This window comes from Micromonospora sp. B11E3 (assembly GCF_039871625.1).
In the GTDB taxonomy this organism is placed as follows: Bacteria; Actinomycetota; Actinomycetes; order Mycobacteriales; family Micromonosporaceae; genus Micromonospora.
Genome location: NZ_JBDPMC010000003.1, coordinates 64000 through 82272, shown reverse-complemented (window position 1 = coordinate 82272; position 18273 = coordinate 64000). Strand labels below are relative to the sequence as shown.

14 protein-coding genes are annotated in these 18273 nt (G+C 74.5%); 8 read left to right on the top strand and 6 right to left on the bottom strand.

What is annotated here, in order from left to right:
- Positions 1-3 precede the first annotated feature (3 nt).
- Together ABGB16_RS02610 and pdhA are read right to left on the bottom strand one after the other, a co-directional pair.
- Positions 4-993 (bottom strand): alpha-ketoacid dehydrogenase subunit beta, encoded by a 990-nt coding sequence (locus tag ABGB16_RS02610; protein ID WP_347666327.1) that lies wholly within the window; start codon positions 991-993, stop codon positions 4-6.
- Entirely contained in the window at positions 993-2177 is a 1185-nt protein-coding gene (pdhA, locus tag ABGB16_RS02605; RefSeq protein ID WP_347666326.1) for a pyruvate dehydrogenase (acetyl-transferring) E1 component subunit alpha, read from the bottom strand. Before pdhA ends, ABGB16_RS02610 begins: the two co-directional genes overlap by 1 nt.
- Positions 2178-2689: 512 nt before the next feature.
- Between pdhA and ABGB16_RS02600 the strand changes: the two genes are divergently transcribed.
- On the top strand, positions 2690-3298 hold the full coding sequence (locus tag ABGB16_RS02600) for a hypothetical protein (RefSeq protein ID WP_347666325.1): 609 nt from the start codon (positions 2690-2692) through the stop codon (positions 3296-3298).
- A 218-nt stretch (positions 3299-3516) separates the two neighbouring features.
- Here the strand turns inward: ABGB16_RS02600 and ABGB16_RS02595 are convergent, their stop codons facing one another.
- Positions 3517-4257, bottom strand: a complete 741-nt coding sequence (locus tag ABGB16_RS02595; RefSeq protein ID WP_347666324.1) for a helix-turn-helix transcriptional regulator — start codon at positions 4255-4257, stop codon at positions 3517-3519.
- 123 nt (positions 4258-4380) lie between these two features.
- Here ABGB16_RS02595 and ABGB16_RS02590 point away from each other — a divergent pair, with 123 nt between their 5' ends.
- Positions 4381-4611 (top strand): flavin reductase, encoded by a 231-nt coding sequence (locus ABGB16_RS02590; protein ID WP_347666323.1) that lies wholly within the window; start codon positions 4381-4383, stop codon positions 4609-4611.
- 20 nt (positions 4612-4631) lie between these two features.
- Here the strand turns inward: ABGB16_RS02590 and ABGB16_RS02585 are convergent, their stop codons facing one another.
- The 3 genes from ABGB16_RS02585 to ABGB16_RS02575 form a co-directional block, all read right to left on the bottom strand.
- The gene (locus ABGB16_RS02585; protein WP_347666322.1) at positions 4632-5852 is read right to left on the bottom strand and encodes a hypothetical protein; all 1221 of its coding nucleotides are present in this window, start codon (positions 5850-5852) and stop codon (positions 4632-4634) included.
- 115 nt (positions 5853-5967) lie between these two features.
- Positions 5968-7656: a GTPase gene (locus ABGB16_RS02580; protein WP_347666321.1), complete on the bottom strand. Its 1689-nt coding sequence runs from the start codon at positions 7654-7656 to the stop codon at positions 5968-5970.
- Positions 7653-9500, bottom strand: coding sequence for a GTPase domain-containing protein (locus ABGB16_RS02575; protein ID WP_347666320.1), 1848 nt, complete (start codon positions 9498-9500; stop codon positions 7653-7655). Before ABGB16_RS02575 ends, ABGB16_RS02580 begins: the two co-directional genes overlap by 4 nt.
- A 194-nt stretch (positions 9501-9694) precedes the next feature.
- Between ABGB16_RS02575 and dnaK the strand changes: the two genes are divergently transcribed.
- The 6 genes from dnaK to ABGB16_RS02545 all read left to right on the top strand — a co-directional run bounded on the left by dnaK (position 9695) and on the right by ABGB16_RS02545 (position 18054).
- Positions 9695-11548, top strand: coding sequence for a molecular chaperone DnaK (dnaK, locus tag ABGB16_RS02570; RefSeq protein WP_347666319.1), 1854 nt, complete (start codon positions 9695-9697; stop codon positions 11546-11548).
- A 49-nt stretch (positions 11549-11597) separates the two neighbouring features.
- Positions 11598-12335, top strand: coding sequence for a nucleotide exchange factor GrpE (gene grpE, locus ABGB16_RS02565; RefSeq protein WP_347666318.1), 738 nt, complete (start codon positions 11598-11600; stop codon positions 12333-12335).
- 80 nt (positions 12336-12415) lie between these two features.
- Complete coding sequence (gene dnaJ / locus ABGB16_RS02560) at positions 12416-13597, top strand: molecular chaperone DnaJ (RefSeq protein WP_347666317.1); 1182 nt, start codon at positions 12416-12418, stop codon at positions 13595-13597.
- 32 nt (positions 13598-13629) lie between these two features.
- The gene (locus ABGB16_RS02555) at positions 13630-14079 is read left to right on the top strand and encodes a helix-turn-helix transcriptional regulator (RefSeq protein WP_347666316.1); all 450 of its coding nucleotides are present in this window, start codon (positions 13630-13632) and stop codon (positions 14077-14079) included.
- A 157-nt stretch (positions 14080-14236) separates the two neighbouring features.
- The gene (locus ABGB16_RS02550) at positions 14237-14485 is read left to right on the top strand and encodes a hypothetical protein (protein WP_347666315.1); all 249 of its coding nucleotides are present in this window, start codon (positions 14237-14239) and stop codon (positions 14483-14485) included.
- Between the two features lie 305 nt (positions 14486-14790).
- The gene (locus ABGB16_RS02545) at positions 14791-18054 is read left to right on the top strand and encodes a BTAD domain-containing putative transcriptional regulator (protein ID WP_347666314.1); all 3264 of its coding nucleotides are present in this window, start codon (positions 14791-14793) and stop codon (positions 18052-18054) included.
- Positions 18055-18273 lie beyond the last annotated feature (219 nt).

Below are 18273 nucleotides of genomic sequence, written 5' to 3'. Positions count from 1 at the left end.
CGCTCACCAGCCGAAGGTGCGGTCGACGCCGTCGAGCACCCGGTCGAGGTCGGGCAGGTACTCCTCCTCCACCCGGGACGCCGGGTAGGGGGTGTCGAAGCCGGTCACCCGCAGCACCGGGGACTCCAGGGAGTAGAAGCACTCCTCGGTGATCCGGGCCGCGATCTCCGCGCCGAGACCCAGGTTGCTCGGGGCCTCGTGGACCACCACGCAGCGGCCGGTGCGCCGCACCGACTCGTACACGGCGGTCAGGTCCAGCGGGGACAGCGTTCGCAGGTCGACGACCTCCAGCTCCCGGCCGTCCTCGGCCGCGGCCGTCGCCGCGTCCAGGCAGGTCCGCACCATCGGCCCGTACGCCAGCAGGGTGGCGTCGGTGCCGGGCCGCACGACGCGTGCGGCGTGCAGCGGGTACGCCTCGGACAGCGGGGCGTCCAGCTCGACCTGCCCCTTCTCCCAGTAGCGCCGCTTCGGCTCCAGGAAGACGATCGGGTCGTCCGAGGCGATCGCCTGCTGGATCATCCAGTACGCGTCCTGCGGGTTGCCGCAGCTCACCACCTTCAGGCCGGCGGTGTGCGCGAAGTACGCCTCCGGCGACTCGGAGTGGTGTTCGACCGCGCCGATGCCGCCGCCGTACGGGATGCGGATGACCATCGGGATGTTGAGCTTGCCCCGCGAGCGGTAGTGCATCTTCGCCACCTGCGACACGATCTGGTCGTACGCGGGGTACACGAAGCCGTCGAACTGGATCTCGCAGACCGGGCGGAAGCCGCGGATGGCCAGGCCGACCGCGGTGCCGATGATGCCGGACTCGGCCAGCGGGGTGTCGATCACCCGCTGGTCGCCGAAGTCCTTCTGGAGCCCGTCGGTGATCCGGAAGACGCCGCCGAGCTTGCCGACGTCCTCGCCCATGATGACGACCTTCTGGTCGTGCTCCAGGGCCCGGCGCAGGCCGGCGTTGAGGGCCTTGCCGAGGGTGAGCGTCTCCGTGGCCATCAGTGGGCGCTCCCCTCGAACGAAGCCAGGTAGGTGCCGAACTGCTCGCGCTGCCGGTCGAGCTCCGGCGAGCCGTTGGGGTACACGTGGTCGAACAGCGTCAGCGGCTCCGGGTCGGGCATGGCCAGCACCCGCTCGCGCAGGTCCACGGACTCGGCGCGGGCCTGCGCGTCGACCTCGGCGAAGAACGACTCGTCGGCGATCTGCTGCTTCGTCAGGAACGCCCTCATCCGGGCGATCGGGTCCTTGGCCTGCCAGGACTCGACCTCGCTGGCGATGCGGTACCGGGTCGGGTCGTCGGAGGTGGTGTGGGCGCCCATCCGGTAGGTGTACGCCTCGATCAGGCTCGGGCCCTGCCCGTGCCGCGCGTTGTCCAGCGCGTGCCGGGTCACCGCGTACGAGGCGAGGACGTCGTTGCCGTCCACCCGTACGCCGGGGAAGCCGAAGCCGCCGGCCCGCCGGTAGAGCGGTACGCGGGTCTGCCGCTCCAGCGGCTGGGAGATGGCGTACTGGTTGTTCTGGCAGAAGAACACCAGGGGGGCGTTGAAGACGCTGGCCCAGACGAACGACTCGTTCACGTCGCCCTGGCTGGTGGCGCCGTCGCCGAAGTACGCGATCACCGCCTCGCCCTCGTCGCCGCCGGTCTTGCCGTCCATGGCGACGCCCATGGCGTATCCGGTCGCGTGCAGGGTCTGCGCCCCGATCACGATCGTGTACATGTTGAACTTGAACTCGTTCGGGTCCCAGCCGCCCTGGTCGACGCCGCGGAACAGGCCGAGCGGCATGATCGGGTCGATCCCGCGGCAGTAGAGGACGCCGTGCTCCCGGTATGTCGGGAAGGCCATGTCCTGCGGCCGTAGCGCGCGGCCGGAACCGACCTGCGCGGCCTCCTGGCCCAGCAGGCTGGCCCACAGGCCCAGCTCGCCCTGCCGCTGCAACGCGGTGGCCTCGGCGTCGAGCTTGCGGACCAGTACGAGGTCGCGGTACAGCCCGCGGTACTCCTCGTCGGTGAAGCCGACGCGGTACTCGGTCCCGTCGGGGCCGAACGCGCTCTCGATGCGTTCGCCCTCGGGTGTGAGCAGTTGTACGAGCTCCGGGTCACCGGTGCTCGCGGTGGCCTTCGGCTTGGAACGGGGTGCAGCCCGCCGGCCGCGGGTGGTGACCCCGGGATCGCCCTTTGCCATCCGTCTCTCCCTGTCGTGTATGCGTCGGCGCCGGGGGTGACCCGTCCGCGCAAGTGGTGGGCCGTCCGGCCGGGTGCCGGGCGGTTCCTGGCGGCCGCGCCTAGCCCTGGTCGGGGTTGCCGCGCGGCGTGAGCCGGGCTCGGGGGAACCCGGTTCGGGAGCGCCGGCGCTCAGCCGTGCCTGCCGCCGGGGGTGCGCGGAGGTCGCGGCTGCGTTGCCGTCGTGGTCCATATTCGCAGAGGCAGGTGAGGCGGCCCACAGTACGCCCGGCCTGTCCCAGGCCATTGTCGGCTTGACGGCCGATCGGGGTCTTTGTCATATATCGGCACCCCGCCTCCCACCGGGCCGGACAAAATGTGTGTCGACACGCTGTGGCGCCTGGTGGACTGAGCGCCACTGGTCCAAGCTGAATGCAGCCCAACGTGGCATTTAGGTAGTTATGTCCGCTTAGTCCGGCCTCTTCGCGCGACGCCGCCGCCGGACGGGCAGTGGCCGACGAGAAGGAGGGGCGCGTGTCCGAGCCAGGTGAGGAGCCCGCCGTTCCGTTCCCCGGCCGGCACCGGGCCGCGGCCGGCTACCGGCGGGTGGTCGGGGCGCACCGCGCCGCCGGCGCCGGCGCCGGCCGGGGATACCTCCTCACCGTCGCCCTGCTCGCCGGCACCGCCTCCATGCCGATCCTCGCCGCGATCAGCGCCGGCTCGGCCACCGTCGGCAGCAGTGCCCTGCCGGACAGCAGCACCCCGTTCATCCCCACGCCGTCGGTGGGCCCGGTGGTCGTCCCGGTGCCGGCGACCGACCAGCCCGCACCGGCCGCCTCGCCCGCGCGGACCCAGGCCACCGCCGTCCCGCGCCGCCCGCGGCCGGCCGCTCCCGAGCGACCCGTTCCGGGGGCGGCACGTCCCAGTACGTCCCCCACCACCCGGCCCGCGGCGCCGTCCCCGTCGACCCGGTCGCCGCGCCCGTCCCCGACACTGTCACCGGCGGCCACCGGCCGGCCGACGCCGGACCCGTCGCCCACGGCCGCGCCGCTGCCGCTCCCCATCCCGCTGCCGTTCCCGTGCCCGTTGCCGCTCGCGTTGCCGATTCCGTCACCGCTCGGCACCGGCCAGCCCATCGATTGACGCTGGCCGCCCGGGAACGGGCACCCATAGCGGATCTTGGTGCGAATCGGCCCCTGTAGGGGCCGAAATCCTCCAAGATCTGCGCCGGTGCATGGGCTCTTCCGGTGAGCGGGACGCCGACGGGGGTCGTCGAGGAGCCGTCTTCTGCGGCACCTGGGCCGGCCTGCGGGCGGCCGGCTGGTCACCGAGCTGACCGCACCTGCCGTGCTGGTCGACTGTCAGTCTCGCTGGGGGCTCTGGGCGTCCGTCCAGAGCGCCTCGAAGTGCTCCACGTACCGGTCGAAGGGACCGCCCGCCTCGCGGCGGCGGAAGTGCAGCGTCACCGAGTCCTGGCCCAGTCCGGCGCCGATGTGTGTCGCCACGATCGCCTCGTCGTCGAAGACCCAGACGGACATGGCGACGTGTCGGTCGGACAGTCGTACCGGCAGCGGCGCCGGAGACTTGGCGATCTCGGCGCGGGTCATGGCGATTCGCGTCGCAAGAGTCAGCGGTGTGGCCTCGATACGTTCCCGCTCCGTGGTGACCGGGCTATCCGGATCACCCAACAGGAACCGTATGTCTGCACCGCTGCGGACCTTCTCACCCAGCGTGGCCGCCGCGTTGGGCACCTCCAGCCAGACGAAATAGCTCGTGTAGCCACCGAACCACAGTCGGGACCCCGCGCGCTCGATCAGCTCTCGGAAGAGCGAGCGCGGCAGGTCGGAGCGGCGCGGGTAGACGCCGATCAGCTCACGGCCGGTTCCTACCTTGACCGTTCGGCGAACAACTTCGGGCCACAGCACATCAACATCCTGACCCAACACCCCGGCCGCCCGCACTCGGGAACGCGGGTGGGGAATGCGACCCCGGCTGATCCACCGTTCGACGGTCTTCGCGTCCACCTCGCACTTCGCGGCGAGTTCGCCGATGGTCAGACCTGCCATGACAAGTGCCTCACGCAGCGCCTCGTTCCTCGGCATCACAGGGGACCTTTCCTAGACGTCCCCCGATGGTCGCATGCCGGCGGTTCAACGGTCCGTAACTTGCTGCGAGCGTTTCACTCGCCGCCCGGCCCAGAGGGCTCGCCGCGTGAGTGTGCCAGCGTGAGGCGGAGGGAACACCTGCCGAGCCGCCCCACCTGGCGCTGCCAGGCGTGCGGGATCGCCTGGCCCTGCTCGTCGGCGAAGCTGCGTCTTCTCGCCGAGTACCGCGAGGACCGGGCGGCCCTGATGATCTACCTGACGACCCTTCATACGGAGGCCGTCGAGCAACTGGCGGAGCTGGACAGTGTCAACCTGGCCGAGCGCTTCACCGGCTGGGCCCGCGCCCGGTGAGTCCTCGCGTCGGCTGCCGGTCAGGCGCCGTCGTCGGCGAGTCGGTGGCGGTTCGCCTCGATCCAGGCGTCCAGGGCGGCCGGGTCGTCCGGGTCCACCCCGTCGGCCATGAGCTGGGCGACCGCCGCCGTGGCCGGGCTGCGCCGCTCGCCGGTCGAGTAGAGCCGCGCGAACTCCGGGATCATCTCCTCGATCGCCGTGTCGGTCCGGGCCGCCGCCGTCGCCGGTAGCCCCTTGCGCCGGGCCGCGTACGCCGCCCAGCCGCGCAGCACCCGGGGGAGCATGGCGGCGTCGTCCATGTCCAGCACGGCCCGCCGGTGCACCCAGTCCAGCAGGAACAGCTCCGCCACGGTGGGACTCCAGCGCAGCGGGTCGGCGTCCGGGAAGCTCGCCGCGTGGTCGAGCAGCAGGCTGAGGCAGAAGTGCAGCGAGGCCAGGCCGGCGTCGTCGGACGGGTCCAGGGCGAACCGGGCCGCCTCGGGCGAGGCGAGGAAGTCGCGTACCAGCTCCGTCCGTTCGTCGGCGGAGAGCGGCAGGGCGTCCCGGACGGAGTCGGCGGCGGGTGGGGGCAGCAGCGCCAGCCGGGCGCCGGCCAGGGCCCGGTCCGTGGCGAGCGACCCCTCGGCGGGCAGTTCGCCCAGGGCGTCGGTGACGGCCAGGTGCCGCTCGACCTCGGCGCGCATCCGGGCCGGATCCTCCTCCCGGAACCAGGTCAGCTCGCCGGTCCCGACCAGCTCGCGGACCTGCTCGACGATCCGCTCCGCCGGGCCGCCGACGAAGACGTCCTTGGCGATGCCGATGTTGTGGTCCACCAGGGCCACCACCGCGTGCTCCGGGCCGCCGGCCGCGTCGTCGTACGCGAAGGTGGCCAGGTAGGACGTCTGGTCGCCGTACACGTCGCCGTACGACCAGGTGCCGGTGAGGTGCACCCGGCCGAGCTGCTCGGCCCAGGCCGGGGCGAGCGTGCCGGGGCGTACCCGGGCCGCCCCCTCCGCGCCCGGCACGAGGGACGCGAAGACCGAGCGGATGGTCCGTGCGGCGCCGCTGCGGCGGCGGGAGGTGGCGGCCAGGAAGCCGGCGACGAACTCCCGGACCGCCGTCTCGCGGTCGGTTTCGGCGACCGCGTAGACGCTGCCGAGCAGTGCCGCGCCGAGCATCTCGGCGTCGAGGGCGGTGTCGAGCCTGGTCACGTCGCGTGCGGCGTGCAGCACCGCGTCGTAGGGGGTCTGAGGCGTGGCCATGCATCGACCCTACGCCCGCGGAGGGGCCCCGAACAGCGAAGGCGAACGCGCCGCGCCCGGCACGCCGTGGCGGATCGTGAAAAGGGGAGCCCTTTTCCACCGGCGGCGTTCTTCCTCACCCCGCGGCGTCGTGCAGCGCCTGCCTCGCCCGTCCGTAGCGGGCCAGCACGTCCTCGGCCGGCGCGACCACGTACTCCCGGCCGACCGCGCCCACCGCGGCGACCAGCCGCCGTTCGGCCCGGCGCCGGGCCCGGCGGGCCGCCCACCGCACCACCGGCCGGGCCAGCGTCGCCACCAGCAGCCCGGCGAGCAGGCCGCCGAGCAGTAGCACGGTGGGTAGCGGGACCACGCCGACGCGTGGGGGCTCCAGGGGCGGCAGGCCCAGCGCGCGCAGCGCGTAGCCGAGCGCGAGCCAGCCGAGGCCGGCGACGGCCGCGACGGTGAGCAGCCACTGCAGCCCGCCGACGACGCGCCACCAGGCGGGGCGCCGGTCCATCCCCAGGTCGGTGCCGGCCACCGCGCGGTCCAGCGCGTCCGGCAGGTCGCCCATCCGGGATCGTGCGGCGGAGCTCACCGCGCCCGCCCACGGCGCCGGCAGGCCGGCGCCGGCCCGGTCGGCCAGCGCCCGGACGGCCAGCCCGAGCGCGGCGCGCTGCGCGGCGGTCGGATCGGGTACGGAGGTGGCGGCCACCAGGCTCTCCGCCGGCTCGCCCGGCTCGGCGTCGGCGGCCGGGCCGGGCAGGTGCAGCCGGCGCAGCGGGTCGGGGCGCAGCCGCCGCAGGCCCCGCACCAGCGGCCAGCCCGTTGCCCCGGCGGCCCGGTGCCGGTACGCCGCCTCGACCGCGTCCGCCACCGCCGGCACGCCGGCCGCCCCGGCCAGCGCCCGGTTCAGACCGGCAACCGTCTCCGTGCCCGGCCCGGCGGCGGACGCCTCGGCGGCGACCAACTCGTCCAGACCGGCGACGACGTCGTCCACGTCCCCCGCGAGGCGGCGCAGCGCGGCCTGCCGCTCGGCGACCGTACGCTCCAACGCCCCGCGCAGCTCGACGATCCCGGACGGGTCGACGGCCGCGGTGGCCAGCAGCGGTACCCGCTCCAGCCCGTCGGCGTCGAGCAGCCGGCGCAGGTCGGCCAGGACCCGGGGCAGCTCGGCCGGGGGCAGCCGGTCGGCCTGGTTGAGCACGACCAGCGTCACGTCCCGGTGCCGGTGGAACTCGCGCAGGTAGCTGGTGTGGATCACCCGGTCGGCGTACTTCTGCGGGTCGACCACCCAGACCACGAGGTCGACCAGGCCGAGCAGCCGGTCCACCTCCAGCCGGTGCGACCACTGCACCGAGTCGAAGTCGGGCAGGTCGAGCAGGACCAGCCCGTGCAGGTCGCGCTCGTCGTCGCCGTCCAGCACGCTCTCCCGGACGAACCGGTGCCGGGGCAGCACGCCGATCCAGTCGAGCAGTTGGTTGGCCCCGTCGAGCGGGCCCCAGACGCAGGCGTGCGCCACGCCGGTGGTGGGACGGCGCACCCCGACCGGGGACAGCTCCAGCCGGGCGAGCGCGTTGAACAGGCTCGACTTGCCGCTGCCGGTGGCGCCGGCGAGGGCCACGACGGTGTGGTCGCGGGAGAGCGCGAGCCGGGTGCCGGCCCGCTCGACCAGGGTGTGCGCCGGCACCAGCCGGGTGTCCGGCAGTTGGCCGTCCACCGCGCCGAGGAACCGGCGGACCGCCTCCAGGCGGGCGACGAGCGCGTCCGCGTCGACCCGCTGGTCGCCCCGGAACGCCTCGCGCATCCGGCCGACGATGCCGGTCATGGGGCACCGCCCTCCCCGGCCGGCGGTGGGGGCAGCGGTGCCGCGTCGGCCCCCGCCAGGCTGCTGCGCTGCCGGGCCGCCTCGACCAGGTCGGCCGCCGTCCGCAGCCTCTCGCCGGTGTCCGCCGCGGGGCGGGCCTCCTCCGTCCGCGCGAGGAAGCGGGCGGCCTCGGCGTGCAGCAGGTCCCGGACCCGCTCCAGCAGGTCGCCCCGGGCCTTGCCGGCCAGCGTACGCACGGCCTGGTCGCCGAAGATCGCCTGGAGCACCGCCTGCGCGGCGACCGTCGTGCCGGCCCCGGTGGCCACCTCCAGCCCGGTCGGGATGAACGCGGTCGAGGCGAACACGGCGATCATCACGGCCAGCCCGGTGGCGTTCACCGCGTACGCGGCCGTCCGGGCCACGAACCGGCGGTCGCCGCCCTCGGCCCGGACCAGCTCCAGCACCCCGCGCTGCCAGTCACGGACCAGCCGCTCGGCGCGCTCGGGGAAGTCGTCGGCCGGGTGGGCGAGCGCCGGGTCGAGCAGCGCCGCCCCGGCCGGATGGGCCCGCCACCCCGTGTACGCGTTCTCGGCCGCCTCGGCGGCGACGCCGCGCAGCAGCGTGACGAGTTGGGACTCGATGGCGGTGCGCAGCTCGGCGGCGGGCGCGGGCCGGCCGGTCACCGCCGCCACCAGCCTGTCCCGCAGCCGGCCGATCCGCGCCTCCAGGGTGCGGAAGAACTCCCCGGTGCCGACGAACTCCTGCCACCGGGCGAGCACCTCGCCGCGCAGCAGCCGGCCGTCCGAGAGCCCCTGCTCGACGGTCCGCTCGGCCCCCCGGTACGCGGCCCGGACCCGCTCGTCGAGGGCCTCCGCGGCGGCCTCCTGCTCGTCGGCGGCCTCGGCCAGCCCGGCGACGGCGGGGTGCAGGGCGGCCAGCGCTCCGTCGAGGGTCTGCCGGACGACGGCGGCCCGGGCCTCGGCGTCGGCGGCCAGCCCGGCGAACCAGGCGCTCAGCGGTGCGGTGACCTTCTCCGGGAGCAGCCCCTGCCCGTCCACCCACGTCTCGGGCAGGACGAACAGCGGGGCCGCGCCGAGGCCCTGGGCGGTGAGCATCTCCGCCAGGTGGGCGGCCACCTCGTCGGTCGCCTCGGCGGGCACCCGGTCGAGCACCATGGCGATCACCACGCCGCGGGCGCGGGCGGTGTGCAGCAGCTCCCAGGGGACGGCGTCGGCGTACCGGGCGGCGGTGGTGACGAAGAGCCAGAGGTCGGCGGCGGCGAGCAGCTGGCCGGCCAGCGCCCGGTTTGCGTCGACCACCGAGTCGATGTCGGGGGCGTCGAGGAACGCCAGGCCGGGGGGCAGCGCCGGGGCGGTGACCAACTGCAGGGTGCCGGGATCCTCGCTGGGCTCGTTGGTGCGGGTGAGGCCGGGCAGCAGCTCGCCCTGGCGGAACCAGGCGGTGTCCGCCGGGCTGCACACCAGCACCGGGGAGCGGGTGGTCGGCCGGAGCACCCCGGCCGCGCTGACCCGGGCCTGGACCAGGCTGTTGACCAGCGTCGACTTGCCGGCCCCGGTGGAGCCCCCGACCACCACCAGCAGCGGCGCGTCGAGCCGGGCCAGCCGGGGCAGCAGGTAGTCGTCGAGCTGCGCGGTGAGGGCCGCGCCGGCCTGCCGGGCCGGCTCGGCCGAGGGCAGGGCGAGCGGGAAGCGGGCCGCGCCGGTCGCGGCCCGCAGGCCGGCGAGCGCGGTGGGCAGGCCGTCTCCGGAGGGGACGGAGGAGCCCTCTCCGGCGTCCCCAGGGCCGGTACGGGCGGCGACGGCGGGCGCACCGGTGCGGGTGGCGGGATCACCGTGCGTCGTCACCGCTAAAGCGTGCCCGACCGACGCAAGGGAAGACAACCGGACCTGCCGTAGGCGAAGTTGCGTCTGGTCCGCTCAACCCGACTTGACGATTGCCGCAGGCGTGGCACTATTGAGTCCGGTTCACTCAACTTGTGGCGAGTGTGTGCAGGGGTGGCCCCGCCACCTGCGCCAACGTAAGAAGCGAGGAAGCGAACATGGCACGTGCGGTCGGTATCGACCTCGGCACGACGAACTCCTGCGTCAGCGTTCTCGAGGGCGGTGAGCCCACCGTCATCGCGAACGCCGAGGGCTCGCGGACGACCCCGTCGATCGTCGCGTTCGCCCGCAACGGCGAGGTGCTCGTCGGTGAGGTCGCCAAGCGCCAGGCGGTGACGAACCCGGACCGGACCATCCGGTCGGTCAAGCGGGAGATCGGCACCAACTGGACCGTCGACATCGACGGCAAGAAGTACACCCCGCAGGAGATCTCGGCGCGCACGCTGATGAAGCTGAAGCGGGACGCCGAGGCGTACCTGGGCGAGCAGATCACCGACGCGGTGATCACCGTCCCCGCCTACTTCAACGACGGCCAGCGCCAGGCCACCAAGGAGGCCGGCGAGATCGCCGGCTTCAACGTGCTGCGGATCGTGAACGAGCCGACCGCGGCCGCCCTGGCGTACGGGCTGGACAAGGGCTCCAAGGAGCAGACCGTCCTGGTCTTCGACCTCGGCGGCGGCACCTTCGACGTGTCGCTGCTGGAGCTGGCCGAGGGCGTCATCGAGGTCAAGTCGACCAGCGGTGACAACCACCTCGGCGGCGACGACTGGGACCAGCGGATCATCGACCACCTGGTGAAGACCTTCCGGGGCGAGCACGGCATCGACCTGGGTCAGGACAAGATGGCCCTCCAGCGGCTCCGCGAGGCGGCCGAGAAGGCCAAGATCGAGCTGTCGGCGGCCACCACCACCAACATCAACCTGCCGTACATCACCGCCGGCGCCGCCGGTCCGCTGCACCTCGACGTGACCCTGAGCCGCGCCGAGTTCCAGCGGATGACGCAGGACCTGCTGGACCGCTGCAAGGGCCCGTTCGAGCAGGCCGTCAAGGACGCCGGGATCAAGGTCTCCGACGTCGACCACGTCATCCTGGTCGGCGGCTCGACCCGGATGCCGGCCGTGACCGACCTGGTCAAGCAGCTCACCGGCAAGGAGCCCAACAAGGGCGTCAACCCGGACGAGGTCGTCGCCGTCGGCGCCGCCCTCCAGGCCGGCGTGCTCAAGGGCGAGGTCAAGGACGTCCTGCTGCTCGACGTGACCCCGCTGAGCCTGGGCATCGAGACCAAGGGCGGCATCTTCACCAAGCTCATCGAGCGCAACACCACCATCCCGACCAAGCGCTCCGAGATCTTCACCACGGCGGACGACAACCAGCCGTCGGTGCTGATCCAGGTGTTCCAGGGCGAGCGGGAGATCGCGGCCTACAACAAGAAGCTCGGCACCTTCGAGCTGACCGGCCTGCCCCCGGCCCCGCGCGGCGTGCCGCAGATCGAGGTCACGTTCGACATCGACGCCAACGGCATCGTGAACGTGCACGCCAAGGACATGGGCACCGGCAAGGAGCAGAAGATGACCATCACCGGCGGCTCCTCGCTGCCGAAGGACGACATCGAGCGGATGCGCCGGGACGCCGAGGAGCACGCGGAGGAGGACAAGCGCCGCCGCGAGGAGGCCGAGACCCGCAACCTGGCCGAGGCGCTCCAGTGGCAGACCGAGAAGTTCCTCGCCGAGAGCGGCGACAAGCTGCCCGGCGAGAACCGTGACCAGCTCAACGAGGCCCTCGGCGAGCTGCGCTCCGCGCTCGGCGGCCAGGACATCGAGAAGATCAAGGCGGCCCACGAGAAGCTGGCGCAGGTCTCCCAGCAGGCCGGCTCGCTGCTGTACGCGTCCCAGCAGGCCGAGCAGGGCCAGCAGCCGGGCGCGGCTGGCGCGGGCACCGGGGCGGCTGGCGGCGCGCAGGCCGGCGCCGACGACGTGGTCGACGCGGAGATCGTGGACGAGGACAAGAAGTGACGATCCGCCTCGGACGCGTTCCCACCCGCGGAAGGGATGAGGTGACCGCATGACGGAGAAGCCACGAGCCGCCGACCCGGGCTCGACCCGGTCGGCGCCGGGTGGCTCCGCGGCCGCCGGGCAGGCCGGCGGCGACGAGCCGCGGGTCGTCATCCGCGACAATCGCAAGATCAAGGAGGCCCCCGCCGCCACCGACGCCGGGGCGGACACCCCGGCGGAGGGCCTGGTGGAGGAGGCCGAGGTGGTGGTCGACGAGATCAAGGTCGAGTCGACGGTGGAGGGGCCGCCCGTGGTCGACGCCCCGGCGGAGCCCGTCGAGGGCGAGGCCGCCCCGGCCGCCCCCGGTCCGCTCGGCGCCGAGCTGGAGGCGCTGCGGGCCGAGCTCGACGAGCGGACCCGGGACCTGCAGCGGGTGTCGGCGGAGTACGCCAACTACCGCAAGCGGGTGGACCGGGACCGCAGCCTGGTCCAGGAGCAGGCCACCGGCTCGGTGCTGGCCGCGCTGCTGCCGATCCTGGACGACCTGGACCGGGCCCGCGAGCACGGCGACCTGGTAGGACCGTTCGGCACGGTGGCCGAGCAGCTCACCACGGCACTCGGCAAGTTCGGCCTGACGGCGTTCGGCGAGCAGGGCGACCCGTTCGACCCGACGCGCCACGAGGCGGTGGCCCACCAGACCTCCGCCGACGTGACCGAACCGACCTGCGTGCAGGTCATGCGCCGGGGCTACCAGCTCGGCGAGCGGCTGCTGCGACCCGCCATGGTCGCGGTCGCCGACCCGGAGTAAGTGCCGACCCGCGACGTCCCGCCCGCCCGCACCGGGCGGGCGGGACGACCGGGGTACGTCCCGTGGAAGGGGGTGGACCGGTGAGTGCCAAGGACTGGGTCGAGAAGGACTACTACGCCACGCTGGGCGTGCAGAAGTCCGCCTCCTCGGACGAGATCAAGAAGTCGTACCGGAAGCTGGCCCGGGAGTCCCACCCGGACCACAACCCCGGCGACCCGAAGGCCGAGGAGCGGTTCAAGGCCGTCTCCGAGGCGTACGCGGTGCTCGGCGACGAGACCAAGCGCCGCGAGTACGACGAGATGCGCTCCCTGTTCGGCTCCGGCGCCTTCCGGCGCAACGCCCGGGGCGCGGGCGGGCCCGGCGGGCAGCCGTTCGACGTCTCCGACCTGTTCGGCGGCGCGGCCGGCGGCGGCCGCTTCGGCGGTGGTGGCGGCTTCCAGGACCTGTTCAGCTCGATGTTCTCGGGCGGCGGGGGCGGTGGCCCGGCCCGCCCGCGCGGCCCGGCCCGGGGCCGGGACGTCGAGACCGAGGTGGCGCTCGACTTCGGCGACGCCGTACGCGGCGTGACGCTGCCGCTGACCCTGCGCGCTCCCGGCGTCTGCGACACCTGCCACGGCAACGGGGCGAAGCCGGGCACCCAGCCCGCGACCTGCCCCGCCTGCCACGGCACCGGGACGACGACCCGCAACCAGGGGGCGTTCAGCTTCTCCGAGCCGTGCCGCAACTGCCAGGGCGTCGGCACGATCGTCGTGGAGAAGTGCCCGGAGTGCCAGGGCACCGGCGGGGTCACCAAGACCCGCACGCTGAACGTCCGCTTTCCCGCCGGGGTGGCCGACGGCCAGCGGATCCGACTGGCCGGTCGCGGCGAGCCGGGCGAGCGCGGCGGACCGGCCGGCGACCTGTTCGTGCAGGTGAAGGTCCGCCCGGACGAGCTGTTCGGGCGTACCGGGGACGACCTGACGCTGACCGTGCCGATCACCTTCCCGGAGGCCGTGCTCGGCACGGACCTGCGGGTGCCCACCCTCGACGGCGCGGTCACCCTGCGGGTGCCGCCGGGCACGCCGAGCGGGCGGGTGCTGCGGGCCCGGGGCAAAGGCGTGGTGCGCCGGGACGGCCGGGCGGGCGACCTGCTGGTCACCCTCGACGTGGTGGTCCCGGCGCGGGTGTCCGACGAGGCGCGGGCGGCGCTGGAGGCGTTCGCCGAGCAGACGCCCCCGGCGGGCCGGGAACATCTCGACGCGCGGGTGCGTCGGATCAGTTGAGTTCGCTGGAGTGCGTGCGGAGGTGAGCGGGGATGTCGCCGGAGTTCATCGGCTCGGATGACCCTGCCTACGAGGCCAAGGTGCTGATGATCTCGGTCGCGGCGCGGATGGCGGGGATGCACCCCCAGACGCTGCGCCAGTACGACCGGCTCGGGCTGGTGCAGCCGGGGCGGGCCGCCGGCGGCGGGCGACGCTACAGCGTCCGGGACGTGGTGCTGCTGCGCGAGGTGCAGCGGCTCAGCCAGGACGACGGCATCAACCTGGCCGGGGTCAAGCGCATCATCGGCCTGGAGCGCCTGCTGGAGGAGGCGCAGCAGCGCATCGCCCGACTGGAGGCGGAACTCGACGCCGCGTACCGGCGGGTGGCCGAGCTGGAGTCGCTGGCCCGGTTCCCCGGCCGCGACCTGGTGCCCACCAACCGCACCTCCACCGCCCTGGTGGTCTGGCGTCCCCGACGCGCCGGCGGCGAACGCGACCGCTGACCGTCCCGCCAGTCCGGACCGCACACCGGCCCGACCCGCTTTCCCGGAATCCCGGCGCGGGCCGGGCCGGTTTCGTTAACCTCGGGATCAGGGTCCCGTACGCGTGACACGGGTCCGTCACACCGGGGTGGATCGACCGCGCGGGCGAGGGAGAGCCATGTCGAAACCGGGCGAGAAGGTGGCGCAGCAGGCGGAGGAACGACTCAACCGGGTCGCCGAGTCGGTCCGGGAGAAGTTCGACGAGATCACCGAACGACGGTTCAACGACAAGATGAGCGACAGTCGGTTCGCCGAGAAGATCAAGAACGGCCTGTTCGCCGGCCAGGCCGACCACGGCGTCGACAAGGGGCGGATCGACGCGCGGCGCCGGCAGGAGGAAGCGCGGCGGGGCGGATCACCCGCCTGACAGCCGGTACGCCGACGGGCCGGGACCCACGGGGGGTCCCGGCCCGTCCGTCGTGGGGTGCGGGTGATCCACCCATGTCGGCGACATGGGGGTGTCCGAGCGCTCGGATGCCGCCATGTCGCCGACATCGACAGCCAGGGCGGCGTCCGATCTCGTACGTCCTACTTGTCCTGCTGACCGACCTGCTGCGGGTGACAACCCGGATCACCCGTCAGCCGGCCCGAATGGTCGAGTCGCTCGGGCGGCCCACCGTGGCAGCATGCCTCCGGCGTGCCGGTTTGCGCGCGACCGGCGGGAGGAGCGAAGTGGACGGGGTGGCTGGGCAGCGGATCGGTGCGATCGAGTTCCGCGTGCTCGGACCCGTCGAGGTGCGCGTCGGGAACGCACCGCTCGACCTCGGCGCCGCCCAGCTGCGTACGCTGGTCGCCGCCCTGCTGCTCGACGCCAACCGGGTGGTGCCCGCCTCGACCCTCGTCGACCGGCTGTGGGCCGACAAGCCGGTGGCGAGCGCCCGGGGCAGCCTGCAGGCGTACGTCTCCCGGCTGCGCCGGCTGCTCGACGGGGCCGGCGTACCGGCCGCCGAGATCCTCGCCACCCGGCCGTCCGGGTACCTGCTGGCCGTACCCGAGACCGCTGTCGACGTGACCGGCTTCGAACGGGCCGTACGCGCCGCCCACGAGCTGCGCGACGCCGGCCGCCCCGCCGACGCCCGACAGGTCCTCGCCGAGGGCCTCACCCTGTGGCGTGGTCCGGCCTACGCGGACATCTCCGTGCCCGCCGTACGCGCGGAGGCGGTGCGCCTGGACGAGGGGCGCTGGTCCGCCCGGGAGTTGGCGGCCGAACTCGACCTCGCCCTCGGCCGACACGCGCAGCTCGCCGACGAACTGCTCGCCGCCGTGGCCGGGGCGCCCCTGCGGGAGCGGCTGCGCGGCGCGCTCATGCTCGCGCTCTATCGCAGCGGCCGGCAGGCCGACGCGCTCGCGGTGTACGTCGAGGGTCGCACGCTGCTCGCCGAGGAACTCGGTGTCGACCCAGGCCGGGAACTGCAGCAGCTCTACGAACGGGTGCTCCGCCAGGACCCGGCGCTCGACCTGCCGGTCGCCGCCGTGACCGCGGCCCCGGTCCCCGCCCCGCGACCCGCCGCGCCGGCCGGGCTGGCCGCCCCGGTCCCCGCCCCGCGACCCGCCGCGCCGGCCCGGCTGGCCGCCCCGGCGCCGGCCAGGCCGCCGGTGGTGGGGCGCGACGAGGAACTGGCCCGCCTCGACGCCGCGCTCGCCGCCGCCCGGGCCGGCGTCCCCACCGTGGTGACGCTGACCGGCGAGGCGGGCATCGGCAAGACCCGGTTGGCCGAGGAGGCCGCGGCACGCGCCAGCGCGGCCGGCGCCCTCGTGGTGTGGGGCCGCTGCTGGGAACACGAGGGCGCGCCGGACCTGTGGCCGTGGACGCAGGCGCTGCGCGAGATCGTCGAGGACGGCCCGGACGGGCGGGAACTGCTGTCCGGTCGTGCCGCCCCGGCGGCGCTCCTGCTTCCGGACCCGGGCGGACACGGCGCGAGCCTCGACACGACCAGCCCGGCCCAGGCCCGCGCCCAGCTCGTCGACGCCGTGGTGGCGCTGCTCGCCGCCGCGGCCCGCCGCCGGCCGCTGCTCGTCGTGCTCGAGGATCTGCACTGGGCCGACCAGGAGTCGTTGCACCTGCTCGAACTCGTCGCCGCGCACCTGCGCGACGCGCCCGTCGCCGTCGTGGCCACGGTACGGCTGCCCAACGACGTCACCGAGGACCCGAGTGGGCACCTGCTCGCGGGTCTCGCCCGGATCGGCGCCCACCGGGTCACCCTCCACGGCCTCGGCGTCGACGACGTACGCACGTACATCACCGAGGCGACCGGCAGGCCGGTGTCGCCGGAGGTGGCGAGCGCGGTGGCGGCGCGTACGGACGGCAACCCCTTCTTCATCACCCAGGTGGTCCGTCTCGGCGGCCCGGACGCGGTTCTCGACGGCGGCGTCGTGCCGGCGGGGGTCCGGGAGGCGGTGGCCCGGCGGTTGCGCCGGGTCGAGCCGGCGGACCGGGCGGTGCTGGAGGCCGCCGCGGTGGCCGGGCGGGTCTTCGACCTGCCGCTGCTGGAGGCGGTCGCCGGGGTGCCCGCGCCGACCATCGACGCCGCCGTGGACCGGGCCCTGCGCTCGGGTCTGCTCGGCGAGGAGCAGGCGGCGGTGCCGCGGTTCCGGTTCGCGCACGCGCTGGTCCAGGAGACGCTGCTCGCCGAGGTGCCCCGGGCCCGCCGCGCCCGGCTGCACGACCGGGCCGCCGACGCGATCGAGGCGCGGTACCCGGACAGCCTGCCGGAGCACGCGGCCGTGCTCGCCCACCACCTGGCCGCCAGCGGCAGCGACCCGCAGCGGTGCGTCGGGTACACGCTGCTGGCCGCCGAACACGCCCGCGGCCGCTGGGCCTTCGACGAGGCGGAGCGCCACCTGCGGGCCGCGCTGGACCGGATCGTCCTGGTGCCCGGCCAACCGGGCCGGGAGCTGGAGTTGCAGGCCCGCACGGCCCTCGGTTCCCTGCTCACCCTCTCCCTGGGCTACGACGCGCCGGCCGTCGCCGAGCAGCGCCGCCTCGCGCTCGCGCTCTCGCGTGCCGCCGGCTCGGTCGACGACCTGCTCTCGGCACTCTGGGGGATCTGGGGAACCGCGCTGGTCAGCGGGCGGATCGGGGACGCCGACCGGGCCGTGGTGGAGCTGGACCTGGCCGCCGCCGAACGCGACGACGCCATGCTGCGCATCGCGGCGCTGCACGCCAGGGGGCAGGTCCGCTGGCATCAGGGCCGGCTCGCCGAGGCACGGGCGGAGTTGGAGGCGTGCGTGCCGCTCGCCGACCGGCACGCCGCGGCCATCCGGCTGGACATCTTCCTCCAGCACCCGGCGGCCACCAGCCGGGGCTGGCTCTCCATCGTGCTGGCGATGCTCGGCCTGCCCGACGAGTCAACGCGGACGGCCGCGGCGGCGCGCCGCCGCGGCGAGGAGCTGGGCGATCCGTACACGAAGGCGTACCTGCAGGTGCTGGAGTCGTGGCGGCGGCTGTGGCTCGACGACGCGGCGGGCGCGTTCGACGCCGCGGCCGAGGGCCTCGCGATCTGCCGCGAGCGGGGCTTCGCCCAGCTCGAAGCGTTCTCCCTGGGCCCGCTCGGCTGGGGGCGCGTACGCGGTGGCGACCCGGCGGGGATCGACGAGGTGCGGACCGCGGTCGAGGTGTTCGCCGGGGCCGGGGCGATGTTCGGTCATCTGCTGCTCGGCGTACTCGGTGAGTTGGAACTGCTCGCCGGCTGCCCCGAGCAGGCGCTGGCCGCGATCGACCGGGGCATCGCGGCGTCGGACCGCAACGGCGAGGAGTTCTTCCTGGTCGAGCTGTACCGGCTGCGCGCCCGGACGCTCGAACGACTGGGTGAGCCCGAGGCGGCGTCGGCGGCGGTGCGGCGCGGGCTGGAAATCGGTCAGCAGCAGGGCGCGGCACTCTTCGTGGCCCGGCTGCGCGGGCCCCGTCCGCTGTACTCGGTGGACCGGCCTGCCTGAGGGCGCGGCGTGGCCGGGTTCCCGGCCCGGTCGAGGACGCGGCGACGCGCGGTGTGACCAGGCTCCGCCCGGCCGGCGACGCGCGGTGTGACCAGGCTCCGCCCGGCCGGCGACGCGCGGTGTGACCAGGCTCCGCCCGGCCGGCGACGCGCGGTGTGACCGGGCCCACGCCCGGGCCGACCGCGCCGCGTGACCAGGCTTTACGGCCCGCTCGACCGC